We start from the raw sequence: 14,328 nt of genomic DNA, 5'->3' as shown, positions 1-14,328 counted from the left end.
TTCAACGTAATAAAACGGTGCGGAAGGCGCTTTCTGGGTTGGCGGGTATCACGCCGGCGTTCGTGTCAGCTGGTCACGGCCACCTGGGTCGCGCCGCGCTTGATGAAGGCGTAGCTCAGGCCGGTAATCAGCGAGCCGGCCACGATCGCACCCAGGTAGAGCAGCGCCGGGGTGATCGCATTGGGAATTAACAGCACGAAGATACCACCGTGGGGGGCCATCAGCTTCGCACCTACCAGCATGGAGAGCGCGCCAGTAACCGCTCCGCCGGCGATGCAGCAGGGAATAACGCGCAGCGGATCTTTTGCCGCAAACGGAATGGCGCCTTCACTGATAAAACACAGGCCCAGGACAAACGAGGCTTTGCCCGCTTCGCGCTCGGGTTGAGAGTACTTATAGCGCGCGGCAAAGCTTGCGATACCCATGCCGATGGCGGGCACCATGCCTGCGGCCATGATCGCGGCCATAGGGCCGTAGGTTTCTGACGCCAGCAGACCCACACCAAAGGTGTACGCCGCTTTATTGATTGGGCCGCCTAGGTCAAAGCACATCATGGCACCCAGTAGAATGCCCAGCAGAACGGCGTTGGTGGAATCCATCGAGGCCAGGAAGCTGGTCAGCGCGCTCAACAACGCCGCCACCGGCTCGCCCACCACGTAGATCATTACAAGCCCGGTGACCAGGCTTGCGATCAGCGGGATGATCAGGATCGGCTTGAGGGACTCGACACTCGAGGGCAGCTTCACATGACGCGCGATGGCCAGCGCAACGTACCCCGCCAGAAAGCCCGCTAGAATACCGCCTATAAACCCGGAGCCAATATTGGCGGCCAGCATGCCGCCGATCATGCCTGGCGCGATACCCGGGCGGTCGGCAATCGAGTAGGCGATGTAGCCCGCCAGTACCGGAATCATCAGCGCGAAGGCGGTGCCGCCACCAATCTGCATAAGCGCCGCGGCCAGCGTGCCTTCCTGTTCAAACGCTTCAATACCGAACATGAACGAAAGGGCAATCAGCAGGCCACCCGCCACGACCATGGGCAGCATGAATGACACGCCGGTGAGCAGGTGCTTATATACGCCTTTCTCTTTGAGACCTTTGCTTTCACTAGAGGATGCGCTGCTACCGGCACTTTCTACGCTGGCCTGGGCCAGGGCGTTTTCAATGGTGGCTTGAGATTTTTTCAGCGCCGTGCCGGTAGAAGTCCGGTAAACGCGCTTGCCCGCAAAACGGGTGGGGTCTACTTCGATATCGCAGGCCAGAATTACCACGTCAGCGGCGGCAATTTCGTCATCAGTCAGCTTGTCCTGCGCGCCCACCGAGCCTTGAGTCTCCACACGGATTGAGTGGCCTAGCGCTTTGCCTGCCTCGGCCAGCGCTTCGGCGGCCATAAAGGTGTGAGCCACGCCAGTGGGGCAGGCGGTTACCGCGACAATACGCTGCCCGCCTTTGGCAGTAGAGGTAGCGGTTACCGGGGCTGTTTCCGGCGGTGTATAAAGGGGCGCTTCACGCTTGGCGGTAGCTAGAAACGCTTCGGGGTCGGGCAGCGCCTGGGTAATAGGAGCTTGATACAGGCGTTTGCCGGTGAAGCGTTCAGGGGCTGGCACCTGCTCGCCGGCGACCACGATTAAATCGGCATGGGCAATTTGCTCGGCGCTGGCGGACTCAACCGGCGCCAGTTCGCTGTGCATTTCCACATGAACCTGCCAGCCCTGGCGCTTTGCCGCCTGTTCCAGGCGTTTGGCGGCAAGAAAGGTAGTAGCCATGCCGCTGGGGCAGGTGGTAATTAGAATAACGTTCATCAAAGGGCTCCCTCGGTGTGGCTTGTGTGCAGGTGCCGTACCCGAGTACGTTCTAAGAGTAAGGAGAAGTCGTCAGCCTGGGCCGTGCCCACGCCAACATGACGGACGGATTCGGCGGAGAGGGCCGTGGCAAAACGCAAGGTTTCTTCTTCGCCCTGGTGGCTGAGCAAACCGTGCAGCATGCCCGCCACAAAGGTGTCGCCAGCGCCCACGGTGTTGACTGCTTGAACGCTGGGAGGTATTGCCTGCCAGGCTCCGCGTGCGTTAACCCAGATGACGCCCTCGGCCCCAGCAGAAAGTAATGCCTGCCCTATACCTGCTTGATTAAGCCGTGTGGTGGCGTTAACCCGGCTTGCGTGGCTCTCAAGCGTGCTACCGGCCCAGTCGGCGAGTTCGAGTTCGTTAGGTTTGACCGCCTCGGGGGCTATCTCAATAGCGCGTAGCAAGGCCTCACCACTGGTATCGACCCAAAGCGGTATACCGGTCGCTTTCAAGCGGGTTAAAAGCTCACCAAACGTTGCCAGGCTCAGGCCAGGGGGCAGGCTTCCGGCGACCAGAATGGCGTCTGCCGAGGTGTCGTTTAGCTGCTGTTCAATGGCGCCGAGCAGAATGCCCACTTGCTCTGCATCGACTCCAATGCCTGGGCCGTTGATGTCCGTCACCCGGCCGCTCTTTTCTGCCAGCTTGGCATTGATGCGCGTTTCTCCTGGCACGCGGACAAATGCATCCGTCACGCCCATGTGCTTGAACGCGAGCTGGAAGGGGCCATCGTTATCACGGCCCAAAAAGCCACTTACCACGACATCATGGCCGAGTGTGGCCAGTACCCGCGCGACGTTAACGCCTTTTCCAGCAGCTTCAAGCTGGGCGTGTTTGGGGCGGTTAACCGCCCCCAAGGCTAACTCTTCAAGCTCAAATGCCAGATCCAATGCGGGGTTCAGGGTGATGCATATCACGCGAGCCATTAGCGTGCCTCCAGCGCATCACGCACGCCGTCGCTGGTGGCCTGACGCAGTGCCAGTTGGGCACTTGCCTGAGCCTCACTCAAATCGAACTCACGCAGGCGCGCCTTCACCAATGGGATCTGACGCGCACTGACGGAAAGCTCATCGACACCCAGGCCCACCAGCACCGGGATAGCCGCGGTATCAGAAGCTAGCTCGCCACATACACCTACCCATTTACCTTGGGCGTGGGCGGCGTCAACGGTCATCTGAATCAAGCGCAGGACCGCCGGGTGCAGGCCGTCAGCCTGGGCGGATAGCTCCGGATGGCCGCGGTCGATCGCCAAGGTGTACTGGGTGAGATCGTTGGTACCGACCGAGAAGAAATCCACCTCGGCGGCAAGCGTGGGGGCCAGCAGGGCGCTGGAGGGGATCTCGATCATCACACCAAGCTGCACGTCGCTTGCACGTTCGCCTGTGGGTATTTCAGTCAGCAGGCGATCAAAGATTGCCTTGGCGGCACGGAACTCGGCCACGTCCTTGACCATGGGTAGCATGATACGCAGGGGGCGCGGCATATCTTCAGAACCCGCTACCGGAGCTGCCGCCATCAGCAGGGCGCGCAGCTGGGTTTCAAGTACCTCGGGTTCGGTCAACGCCAGGCGAATACCGCGCAGACCCAGGAATGGGTTGTCCTCCTGGGGCACCGGCCAGTAGGGAAGCGGCTTGTCGCCTCCCACATCCAGAGTGCGAGCCACCAGCGGGCGCCCGTTTAATGCATCGATTGCCTGGCGATACTCGGCGGTTTGCGTGGCAAGGTCCGGCGCGCTTGAATGTGCCATAAACAGGAACTCGGTGCGCAGCAGGCCGACGCCTTCAGCGCCGCGCTCCACGGCGTCTTCTGCATGGGCGGTGTTACCCAGGTTAGCCGCGACTTCAACGCGATGGCCGTCACGGGTCTGGGCCGTTTCAAAGCGTTGCTCCCAGGCATCGGCTTCGCGCTCTCGCAGATCGAGCAGGTTCTGTTCGGCGCGGCGTAGGCGCTCCTCTGAAGGTGAGGGAATCACTCGTCCTCGCTCGCCGTCCAGGATCATCATGCTGGTATTGGTCAGCGCCATGACCGCTTTGCCTGCGCCTACTACCGCGGGGATACCCAGCGCACGGGCCAGAATGGCGCTATGGGCCGTGGCGCCGCCGCGCTCGGTCAGCAGGCCGCGTACGCGTGAGGTATCCAGGCGGGCAACGTCAGAAGGGCCGATATCATCCATCACCAGAATGTAGGGGTGGTCGGGCGGCTCGGGCAGTTGGATATCGCATAGAATACTCAGCACCCGGCGGCCTACATCGCGCAGGTCGGCGGCGCGCTCGGCGAGCAGGCGGTCAGCCAGCATTTCCTGGGCGTGGGCGGCGGTTTCAATGGCATCCCACCAAGCGGCTTCTGCCGTGCGGCCTTCGCGAATGGCGTCTTCGGCGGCGCGGTGAAGCTCGGGGTCGTCCAGCATCTCTTCATGCATGGAGAGAATATCGGCAACTTCGCCGCCAGCGGCATTGCGCACCAAGGCTTCCAACTGAGCAATACCTTCCTGAACCGCATTGTGCAGTCGGGTCAGCTCGCGGTCCGGGTTAGCGGCGTGCTCAGGGTAATCAAAATGCTGGGGGCGAATCACAAACACCGGCCCAATCGCCAGACCTGGCGAAGCCGCAATGGCAGTATGCGGCGTATCCGCTGCCAGCGGTTCAACGGCGGGTTCCTGATGTGTGTGCTGGGGCGTCAGGCGTTCGCGGCCACTGTCGAAGGGTGTTACCTTCTCGCCAAGGCCGTTTTCAATGGCGCGGGCTACTGCTGCAAGTGCCTGCGGGGCTTCGCTGCCTTCGGCGGAAAGTACCAGCCACTGGCCGCGCCGTGCGCCCAGGCCAATTACCTTGGTCAGGCTTGCCGCTGAAACGCTCGCCGGGCTGCCTTCCTCCAGGCGCACGTTCACCGGGACTGCCTGGGCGCGCGCTACCTGCACCAACTGCTTGGCCGGGCGAGCGTGCAGGCCGTGGGGGTTTAGCACGCGTACGCGCAGGGTATGCGTATTGGCGGTTTCGCCCGCTAATTGAGCCAGCACCTGCGAAGTAGAAGCCTCCAGCAGCGCCTGGCTATGGGTATTTTCAAGCACGGCCTGAAGCTGTTCCAGCAGTGGGCGGTGATAGTCGCCTTGGGCGGCAAGGCAGAACAGTGCGTGTAGCGCATGGCCGTTTTCAGTGAGGTGCGAATCAGCCGGGGTGGCAATACCCAGCGCCGGTTGTCCGACTCCGCTGGCGCTGCTGGCAAGCCAGAAGCCATCGCCTAGCCACACCGGCGGTTGTTCAGCAATATCGGCAATAAAACGGTTATCCACGCAGCCGCTCTGGCGCAAGCGGGCAGCGGCAGCCACGGCCAGTTCCTGAACGCTCTGGGCGGGAAACTGCAGGCACAGGGTGTCGCTATCAAGCTTAGGCGTGGGAACGGACTTGGAGAGCAGGCGGGCAACCTCTTCAGCTGAGCCTGCCGCCGCCAGCGCTTTTGCCACGCCGTCACGGTCGAGTACGTGAGTCAGCGCGCGCAGGATATCCAAGTGCTCGTCATTTTGCGCCGCAATGGTCACCAGCACGTAAACGCGATGCCCATCGTGCCAGTCAACGCCTTTAGGAAACTGTAGCACCCGAACGCCGGTACGTTTAACGTGCTGGCGACTTTCCGGTGTGCCATGGGGAATGGCAATAGCATTACCCAAGTAAGTAGATGACTGCGCTTCACGGGCATGCAAGCCGTCGCGGTAGGCTGAGTCGACCAGCCCCGCGTCAGCCAGCACCCGGGCGGCCTCATCCAGTGCCGCTTGCCAGCTGTCGGCATGGCGATTCAGCAAGATGTCATTAGGGCCGAGTGTAAGCATGCATTTCTCCTGTAAAGACGAGTCCGGTAGCGACTCGACCGCGACGCAAGCGTGCGTTGGCGCATCGAGTTTTCGGATTGAACGATGCCTGTGGTTTATGATGATATGCTGAAACGATTCAGCAAAGGGTACAAGGGGTGTGTTTTTAGACTTTGGTGGGGGTGTAGTCAAGGCGCTGTTACACTTCGCAGGCTTATATGAGGAAAAATCATGACATTAGCTGATATTGCCCGGCTTGCTGGCGTTTCGCGCACCACGGCCAGCTATGTCATCAACGGGCAGGCGGAACAGCGTCGTATCAGTGCGGCCACGATTGAAAAGGTGATGGCCGTTGTTCGCCAGCACCAATACCAGATCGACCCTCAGGCAGCGGCGCTGCGCCGGGGGGCAAGTCGCTTGTTGGGGTTAATTGTTCCTGATCTGGAAAATATCAGCTATGCTCGCCTGGCCAAACGCCTGGAGCGTGGCGCTCGAGAGCAAGGCTATCGGCTGCTGATTGTAAGCTCAGATGACTGCGCACAAAGCGAGCGCGCCCTGGCGTTAGCCCTGCGTGCCCAACGCTGCGAGGTGCTGATTACTGCCAGCTGCCTGTCTGATGACGACCCGTTTTACGTGGATTTAGCCAACGACGGTTGGGCCATAGTGGGCGTGGACCGAGGGCTTGATCGCCAGTATTTTGTTAGTGTAGTCAGCGATGATTACGACGCCGCCGAAAAGTTAACGCGCTCGGTGCTTAACGAAAACACTCGGCGGGTCGCCTGGTTGGATGCTATGCCGGGGCTTTCGATTAGCCGTGAACGCCGAGCCGGTTTTAAGGCCGCCTTGAAAGAGCAGGGCATTGAAGCGGTCTGTTTGAGCGCAGAGCGCTACGAGCGCAGTGAGGCAATGGCGCTTGCGCAGCAGTTACTTGACGAACCCGAGGATGTGGATGCGCTGGTGACGGCTTCGTATACCTTGATGGAAGGCGTCTTCGATGCGTTTTTAGAGCGCGGCGGGCTTTCCAAACATATCCGGCTGGCCACCTTTGGCGATCATCGCCTGCTGGATTTTTTGCCCGAGCCAGTCAATTCGGTACTTCAGGATTATGACCAGATTGCGGCGTTAACGCTAAATAGCGTTTTAGAAGCTGCCCAAGGCAGTCGTAGCGTCGGGCAGCGGGTCGTCAAACGGCATCTTTTCAAGCGGGCTTAAAGTCCGCTTAAGCGAAAACATTAAGCGCGGGCGCTGGCCCAGGCGTTGGCGTCAGGTATCGACATATCGTAGCTTTCGCTTAAATAGGGCGAAGACAGCATAAAGTCGGCACTCGCTGCGTTGCAGGCTACCGGTACGTTCCACAGCGCGGCAAGGCGTAGCAGCGCTTTGACATCGGGGTCGTGAGGCTGCGGAGCGAACGGGTCCCAGAAGAACACCAGCATGTCGAGCCTCTGCTCGGCGATGCGTGCCCCAATCTGCTGGTCGCCGCCCAGTGGCCCGCTCATTAATCCTTCAACCGTTAGACCTAATTGATCGGTTAAGCGTGCGGCCGTGGTGCCCGTACCCATCAGCTGATGCTGACACAGCGTATCCTGCCAGCGTGCGGCCCACTCCAAAAGCTCCTCTTTTTTACCGTCATGAGCAATCAGTGCAATACGCTTTTGAGCGGGTAGGGTACGCAGTGCCTGGCGAGGCGGTCGGGCATCGTTCATTGATTACTCTCCTAAGGTTTCCGGCTCGATGGCGATAATCTTCATGGTATTGGTGCCGCCATGGGCATTCATATGGTCGCCGCGAGTAAGAATGATATGTCCGCCGGGGCGTGCCAATCCATAAGCTTTAAGCAATTTTAGCGCTTCCTGGTTTACCTCGGTGGGTTCCATCTGCGTGGTATCGAAGGGAAGTGAAACCACACCACGATAAAGTGCCATGCGTCGCTGGGCAACGGGGCTATGGGCCAGGCCGACAATCGGTAAACCTGAACGAATGCGCGAGGCGATAAGCGGCGTATAACCGGTGGAGGTCATGCAGGCAATCGCGCTGACGCCGGTTAAATGGTTGGCGGCGTACATAGCCGAAAGGGCGATGGTTTCATCCATGCGCTCAAAACCTTCATGCATGCGGTGACCGGACGACTGCGCCAGCCGCTCGCGCTCGGCGCCCAGGCAAACCCGGTCCATGGCTTCAACGGTTTCTACCGGAAACTCACCAGCGGCGGTTTCTGCGGAAAGCATGACGGCGTCGGTGGCATCCAGCACGGCGTTGGCCACATCGAACACCTCGGCACGGGTCGGCAGCGGCGACTCGATCATCGACTCCATCATTTGGGTCGCGGTAATCACTGCGCGGTTAAGCGTACGGGCATGCTTGATGATGCGCTTTTGGGTGCCAATCAGCGCTTCATCGCCTATTTCTACGCCCAGGTCACCACGGGCCACCATTACTGCTTCTGAGGCGATGATAATTCCATCCAGCGTTTCGTCATCCGCAACCGCTTCGGCACGCTCCAGCTTGGCAACCAGGCCAATTTCCTTACCTTCTTCGCCAAGCAATGCACGTGCTTCCTGCATATCGGCCGCCGAGCGCGGAAAGGAAACCGCTAAATAATCCACGCCGATTTCCACGGCGGTTTTTAAATCGGCTCGATCCTTGTCGGTCAAGGCCGGGGCGGAAAGGCCGCCGCCTTGCTTATTGATGCCCTTATTATTGGAGAGTTTGCCACCCACATGCACATTGGTGTGTATTTCCTGGCCTGCAATGGACGTCACATCCAATACCACGCGACCATCATCCAGCAGCAAACGGTCGCCGGGGGAGACATCATCAATCAGTGCCGGGTAGTCGCAGCCTACGCGTTCGCTATTGCCAGCATGGGTGTCGAGCGCCATATCCAGAATAAACGGCTGCCCCGCTTCTAAATGAATAGGGCCTTCGGCAAAGCGAGCGATGCGGATTTTGGGGCCCTGCAAATCGCCTAACGCGGCAACGCATTTGCCTAAGCGCTGCGCAATATCGCGAACGTCCTGCAGGCGGCGGCGATGATCGTCAGGCGAGCCGTGAGAAAAGTTAAGGCGAACTACGTCGACCCCCGCTTTGATCATCGCTTCAAGCACGCCTGGGCGGTCGCTGGCAGGACCTAATGTGGCAACTATCTTGGTACGACGAAGCGGCATAGGTGAGTTCGATGAATTCATGACGGGTTCTCCTTAAATATTGCTAATAAATCGTAAAAACCAGCGTTGTCAGGGATCAGAATATTGATGCAATTGTCATGATGAAGGTATAGACGGCCTCGGTTATAATATAGTAATTTTACTACATATGAATGGTTAAGTAGTTGCGAAATAACCGGTTTCAGCCATTTTTGAGCCTTTAAGGCGTCATTAAAGTGTCTTTTTGGTAATTTTTTTACCGAAATGAAGCCGTTCACCACTGAGCGTGAGGTGTCAGTATGACTATCAGAGTTGCTATTAACGGGTTTGGCCGGATCGGTCGTAACGTACTTCGAGCGCTTTATGAAAACCGCTACCGCGAGCAGATTCAGGTGGTGGCGATTAATGATCTTGGCGACCCGTCGTTAAATTCACATCTACTGCGCCACGACACCGTGCATGGGCATTTTCCCTTCACTGTAGAGCACGATGCGGAAAGTATCAGTGTCGATGGTGACCGCATTGCTATCTCGTCAGAACGCGATCCTGCCAAGCTTCCCTGGGCCTCCATGAATATCGATCTGGTCATGGAGTGCACGGGGCTGTTTACCAAGCGCGAGGCCGCCGCCAAGCATCTGGAAGCGGGCGCCAGCCGGGTGTTGATTTCAGCGCCCAGCTCTGATGCTGACGCGACGATTGTCTACGGGGTGAATGACAGCGTGCTGACTGCCGAACACAAGGTGGTATCCAACGCATCCTGCACAACCAACTGCCTGGCGCCAGTGGCTAAAGCGTTAAACGATACGGTGGGTATCGAAAACGGTTTGATGACCACAGTTCACGCCTACACCAATGATCAGAATCTGTCAGACGTTTATCACTCAGATCCGTACCGCGCACGTAGCGCGACGCACTCCATGATCCCGACCAAAACCGGGGCCGCCGCCGCGGTTGGATTGGTACTGCCCGAGCTTGAAGGCAAGCTGGATGGGTTGGCGGTACGTGTGCCGGTAATCAACGTGTCGTTAGTGGACCTGACTTTTACCGCAGGCCGTGACACCAGCAAGGAAGAGATCAATCAGATCATCGAAAAAGCGGCCGCCAATTCGAGCGTGCTGGCGGTGAATGCTCAGCCACTGGTGTCTATCGACTTCAACCATGACGCACATTCATCGACATTTGATGCTAACCATACGCGTGTGAACGGGCGCCTGGTTAAAGTGATGGCGTGGTACGACAACGAGTGGGGCTTCTCCAACCGCATGCTGGATACGGCGATCGCCATGCAGACAACCGCTGAGTAAGCGTTTAGCGTTCGATTAGCTGTATTCTCAGCGCTGTTAGAAGGGCCGTTTACGCAACGGCCCTTTTGTTTTTTAGCGTAATTACAAAAATTTTAAAAAGACTGCATCCAAAACGTCTCCTCGCGTGTATTCCCTATACAGCCACTATTTACGGTGGTTGATAATAATCCTTAAGGAGACTGAATATGACCATTAAACATCTAACGCGTACCGCACTAGGTGCAGCTCTGATCGCATCCTTCAGTCATGCCGCTCTGGCCGAAACGCCAGCGGATGTCCAAGTACCGGACGGCAACACCGTTGCGCTCGAAACCGTAGGGGTCGGCGCAATTACCTATATGTGTGAAACCAATGATTCTGGTGATATGGCGTGGGTTTTCAAAGGTCCTCATGCCGCGCTAAATGATAACGATGGCAGTCAGGTAGGCAGCTACTACGGCCCCCCGGCTACTTGGGAGGCGCTGGACGGTTCTAAAATCACCGGTACCCAGTTAGCGACCGCACCCAACGGTGACGGCAACATTCCCCTTCAATTGGTAGAAGCCAACCCTGCTGAAGGTGAAGGTGCAATGACAGGCGTTAGCTACATTCAACGCTTGAATACCGAGGGCGGTGTAGCGCCGGACGTTACCTGTGATAGCGATCATGACGGTGCTACTGCGGTGGTGACCTATCAGGCTGACTATATTTTCTGGACAGCTGAATAAGCTCCAAGTATTAATTTAAGTTACGCTAGGGGCTCGTGTGCAGTGCCCCTAGCGGCTATGCTGTCTGGACGCGTTAAACGGTATCGACGCCTAGCCAGGGAGCCAGGGTGTGACAAACGAAGGTGTGACAAACGAAGGTGTGAAAAACGTCGATGTGACAGACGTAGCCAACGAATTTGACCATGCCGCCGTGCTTGAACGCTGCGCTCGCGGCGACCATGACGCCCTGCATCAGCTCTACTTGCAAGAGGGTAGTGTCTTGCTAGGGGTCGTGATTCGAATCGTGAAAGATCGCGGCATGGCGGAAGATATTGTGCATGATGCCTGTCTAAATATTTGGCAGCGAGCCGCCAGTTTTGACCCTTCCAAAGGCTCGGCACGCACCTGGATTTTCAGCGTCGCCCGCCATCTTGCCCTTAACGCGATTCGCTACCGTGATCGTGAAATCAATATCGATCACAGCGACCCTGCCGAATTCGAGCATGATGAAACGTTTCAGCATGCCTTACGTGTCGATGAGGCTTTTGACTGGCAAACGGGCCAGCGTATGGACACCTGCCTTCAAGAGCTAGAAACAGAACGACGCAACTGCGTACTTCACGCCTACGTGGATGGCCTTAGTCATGCGGAAATAGCCGCGCATACAGGCGCGCCGCTAGGCACCGTGAAAGCCTGGATAAAGCGCAGCCTGCTACGTTTACGGGAGTGTATGGCATGAGTGGCGTTGATAAGCATGAAGATGTCCATACGCTGGCCGGTGAGTACGTACTTGGCACGTTATCACTCAGCGAGCGCCAGCCTGTAGAAGAGCGGCTGACGCACGATGAAGCGTTACAACAAGCAGTCATGGCTTGGGAAGAGCGTTTTTTACCCTATTCGGCGCTTGCCGAGCCGATGCCTCCTTCTGATTACCTATGGCCGCGTATAAAGCGCAGCTTGAAAACTCAGGCGCCCGTTCATCACACACCTGTTGCGCAGACTGCAAAAAATCGGCCTGCGCGCCCGCGGCTACTTAATAGCCTGCCGGCATGGCGTGGTGCCGCAGGACTTGGGCTTGCGGCTGCCTTGGTGATGGGGATTCTTCTAGCTAAAGACTCGCCGGTGCCCGCCACGCCTGAATATATGGTGGTGCTTCTAGCGCCACAAACACAGTCGGCAGGTTGGGTCGTGCAAGCCTCAACCCGACAGCGCATTCAATTGATACCGCTGGGTACCTTTGAAGTGCCAGAGGGTAAGGCACTTGAGTTCTGGACAAAAGCGGACGACTGGCAGGCGCCGGTATCGCTTGGGCTGGTGGAGCCAGGCAGGCCCATCCACGTCAATCTGGATGAGCTGCCACCCCTTCAAGACAATCAGCTGTTTGAGCTGACGCTTGAAGAGGAAACCGGCTCGGCAACCGGCTTGCCTACCGGGCCCATCGAGTTTATCGGTAGGGCGGTAGAAATTTAGCGAACGTTTGCGCGAACAGGTCTGGCGTCAATTCTAAACGGGGGCGCTATGCTCGCAACCTTTGGCGATGTTCCCGCTATAGGTTGCCTGGGCCTCCCCACATTCCAGATAACAAACTATAAAAGAAGCTCAAACCAGCCTGTAGTAGGCGTTTCGCATTGCAGACGCAGCGATTGTTGAACACGAAGGCACACTTTCTAATATGTTCAGATATAACTCTTTTGCTGCGGTAAAGCCTTGGTGTTAATAGCTACGTGGGCAATTTGCTTTCAAAGAAATGTCATGAAGGCGCGTTAAAGCACAGGTTAACCTGTTAGGCGCTCAATGATCAGGCTCATCGCCATTGTCTGAAATACTAATATCAATGTGAGAAGCCAAATTCATTGAGATGGGGTGGTCGGAGGCCTGGCCAAAACGTAGAGTGAATACAAATACTGGGTAATAAAGCTTCCACACTTACCTATGACTGTTTTTGTAGTAAAATTACATTTAATATTGCATTTTAGGCCGCTATTTAGGTAGGTTTTAGGTAATCTAACTACCAAAATGGCTTGGCGATACATAGGAGCAGAGATGAGCAAGTCATATGCCTCTCCAGGCGCCCCGTTAGGTGGACGTGATCATGCCATTGATTTGGCGCTGTTTGGAGCATTGGGCGACCTTGCCATGCGCAAGCTGTTTCCTGCTTTGTACCACCTTGATCGCGAAGGCTTGATGCCGGAAAGCACGCGTATTCTGGGGCTGGCGCGCCAGGAGCACGATGTGACGGCCTTTCGTCAGCTGGTAAGCGGTGCGCTGCGCAAACGGCTGAAAAGCAGCGAGGTCGACGAAGCGAGTTTCGAGCGTTTTCTTGAGCGCCTGGACTATCGCCAGCTCGATTTCACCACCGCGGAAGGGTATGACGCCATCCGCCAATGGCGCGAAGGCGCCGAGCGGCCCATGGTGGTCTATCTTTCTGTTGGCGCGCGCATTTACGGTGATATCTGCCATAACCTTCATGCCAGTGGCAGTCTGGATGACGATACGCGTGTCGTAGTTGAAAAACCCATTGGCTATGACCTCAAGTCCTCCGAGCAGATCAACGATGCGATTGGCGCCGTTTTTCCTGAGTCGCGGGTATACCGGATCGACCACTACCTAGGTAAGGAAACGGTTCAAAACCTGATTGCACTGCGCTTTGCCAATCCGCTGTTTGGCACTCAGTGGAATCAGAACCATATTTCTCACGTGGAAATTACCGTTGCCGAAAAGGTTGGCATTGAAGGCCGCTGGGGCTATTTCGATGAGGCGGGTCAGCTGCGTGACATGGTCCAGAACCATCTTCTGCAGCTACTCTGCCTGATTGCTATGGACCCGCCTTCCAACCTGGATGCCGATGCCATCCGCGACGAAAAGGTCAAGGTACTCAAGGCGCTTAAACCCTTTACCGGTGAGGCCTTGGGCCGCGACGTGGTGCGCGGTCAGTATATTGCCGGTACCAGCGATGGTCAGTCCGTGCCCGGTTATCTAGAGGAAGAGGACGCCAATACCCAGAGCCAGACCGAGACCTTCGTGGCGATGAAGACTGAAGTGTCCAACTGGCGCTGGGCTGGCGTGCCGTTCTACTTGCGTACCGGCAAACGCATGCCTGAAAAGCTCTCGCAGATCGTCATTCACTTTCGCCAGCAGGCGCATTATATCTTTGATCCGGACCAGCGTGGCATTGCCTCCAACAAGCTGATTATTCGTCTGCAGCCGGAGGAGGGGATTGCCCTTCAGGTGCTTACCAAGGATAGCGGCCTGGATAAAGGCATGCGGCTGCGCCCCGGCCCGCTGCACCTGGATTTCAACAGCGCCTTCCCCAAATCGCGTATTCCGGATGCCTATGAACGACTGCTGTTGGAAGTGATGAAAGGGCAGCAGTATCTGTTTGTGCGCCGCGATGAGGTTGAACACGCCTGGCGCTGGTGCGATCAGTTGATCGAAGGCTGGGAGGCGCGCGAGACGCCGCCCCGGCGCTACCCGGCAGGCTCCTGGGGGCCGGTGGCCTCGATTGCCATGATTACCCAGGATGGCCGCAGCTGGTACGAGGATTACTGA

Annotated in this window: 11 protein-coding genes; 6 read left to right on the top strand and 5 right to left on the bottom strand. The window is 57.4% G+C overall.

Annotated elements, in window-relative coordinates; genetic code table 11:
• Positions 1-65 precede the first annotated feature (65 nt).
• From fruA to ptsP, 3 genes are read right to left on the bottom strand one after another with little or no spacing between them, the layout of a single operon-like run.
• Positions 66-1,802 (bottom strand): PTS fructose transporter subunit IIBC, encoded by a 1,737-nt coding sequence (fruA, locus tag ELY25_RS04360; protein WP_126950058.1) that lies wholly within the window; start codon positions 1,800-1,802, stop codon positions 66-68.
• Positions 1,802-2,767: a 1-phosphofructokinase gene (gene pfkB / locus ELY25_RS04355; RefSeq protein WP_126950057.1), complete on the bottom strand. Its 966-nt coding sequence runs from the start codon at positions 2,765-2,767 to the stop codon at positions 1,802-1,804. Before pfkB ends, fruA begins: the two co-directional genes overlap by 1 nt.
• The gene (ptsP, locus tag ELY25_RS04350; RefSeq protein WP_126950056.1) at positions 2,767-5,664 is read right to left on the bottom strand and encodes a phosphoenolpyruvate--protein phosphotransferase; all 2,898 of its coding nucleotides are present in this window, start codon (positions 5,662-5,664) and stop codon (positions 2,767-2,769) included. The genes pfkB and ptsP overlap by 1 nt, the downstream gene beginning before the upstream one ends.
• A 210-nt stretch (positions 5,665-5,874) precedes the next feature.
• Here ptsP and cra point away from each other — a divergent pair, with 210 nt between their 5' ends.
• Positions 5,875-6,855, top strand: coding sequence for a catabolite repressor/activator (cra, locus tag ELY25_RS04345; protein ID WP_126950055.1), 981 nt, complete (start codon positions 5,875-5,877; stop codon positions 6,853-6,855).
• Positions 6,856-6,875: 20 nt separating this feature from the next.
• Here cra and ELY25_RS04340 read toward each other — a convergent pair whose 3' ends face one another.
• Both ELY25_RS04340 and pyk read right to left on the bottom strand, forming a co-directional pair.
• Positions 6,876-7,349: a methylglyoxal synthase gene (locus tag ELY25_RS04340; RefSeq protein ID WP_126950054.1), complete on the bottom strand. Its 474-nt coding sequence runs from the start codon at positions 7,347-7,349 to the stop codon at positions 6,876-6,878.
• Between the two features lie 3 nt (positions 7,350-7,352).
• Positions 7,353-8,831 (bottom strand): pyruvate kinase, encoded by a 1,479-nt coding sequence (gene pyk / locus ELY25_RS04335; protein ID WP_126950053.1) that lies wholly within the window; start codon positions 8,829-8,831, stop codon positions 7,353-7,355.
• Between the two features lie 257 nt (positions 8,832-9,088).
• On the opposite strand from pyk, the gene gap reads away from it, so the two are divergent.
• From gap to zwf, 5 genes are all read left to right on the top strand, one after another.
• Complete coding sequence (gene gap, locus ELY25_RS04330) at positions 9,089-10,093, top strand: type I glyceraldehyde-3-phosphate dehydrogenase (RefSeq protein ID WP_126950052.1); 1,005 nt, start codon at positions 9,089-9,091, stop codon at positions 10,091-10,093.
• Between the two features lie 185 nt (positions 10,094-10,278).
• The gene (locus ELY25_RS04325; RefSeq protein ID WP_126950051.1) at positions 10,279-10,800 is read left to right on the top strand and encodes a DUF3455 domain-containing protein; all 522 of its coding nucleotides are present in this window, start codon (positions 10,279-10,281) and stop codon (positions 10,798-10,800) included.
• A gap of 109 nt (positions 10,801-10,909) precedes the next feature.
• Positions 10,910-11,518 (top strand): sigma-70 family RNA polymerase sigma factor, encoded by a 609-nt coding sequence (locus ELY25_RS04320; RefSeq protein ID WP_236995643.1) that lies wholly within the window; start codon positions 10,910-10,912, stop codon positions 11,516-11,518.
• Positions 11,515-12,249 (top strand): anti-sigma factor, encoded by a 735-nt coding sequence (locus ELY25_RS04315; RefSeq protein WP_126950050.1) that lies wholly within the window; start codon positions 11,515-11,517, stop codon positions 12,247-12,249. Before ELY25_RS04320 ends, ELY25_RS04315 begins: the two co-directional genes overlap by 4 nt.
• A gap of 573 nt (positions 12,250-12,822) precedes the next feature.
• Complete coding sequence (zwf, locus tag ELY25_RS04310) at positions 12,823-14,328, top strand: glucose-6-phosphate dehydrogenase (protein ID WP_126950049.1); 1,506 nt, start codon at positions 12,823-12,825, stop codon at positions 14,326-14,328.

The sequence above is a fragment of the Vreelandella populi genome (assembly GCF_003989825.1).
Taxonomy (GTDB): Bacteria; Pseudomonadota; Gammaproteobacteria; order Pseudomonadales; family Halomonadaceae; genus Vreelandella; species Vreelandella populi.
Note: the sequence above shows the minus strand (reverse complement) of the source record. Positions and strands in the feature narration are given on the sequence as shown.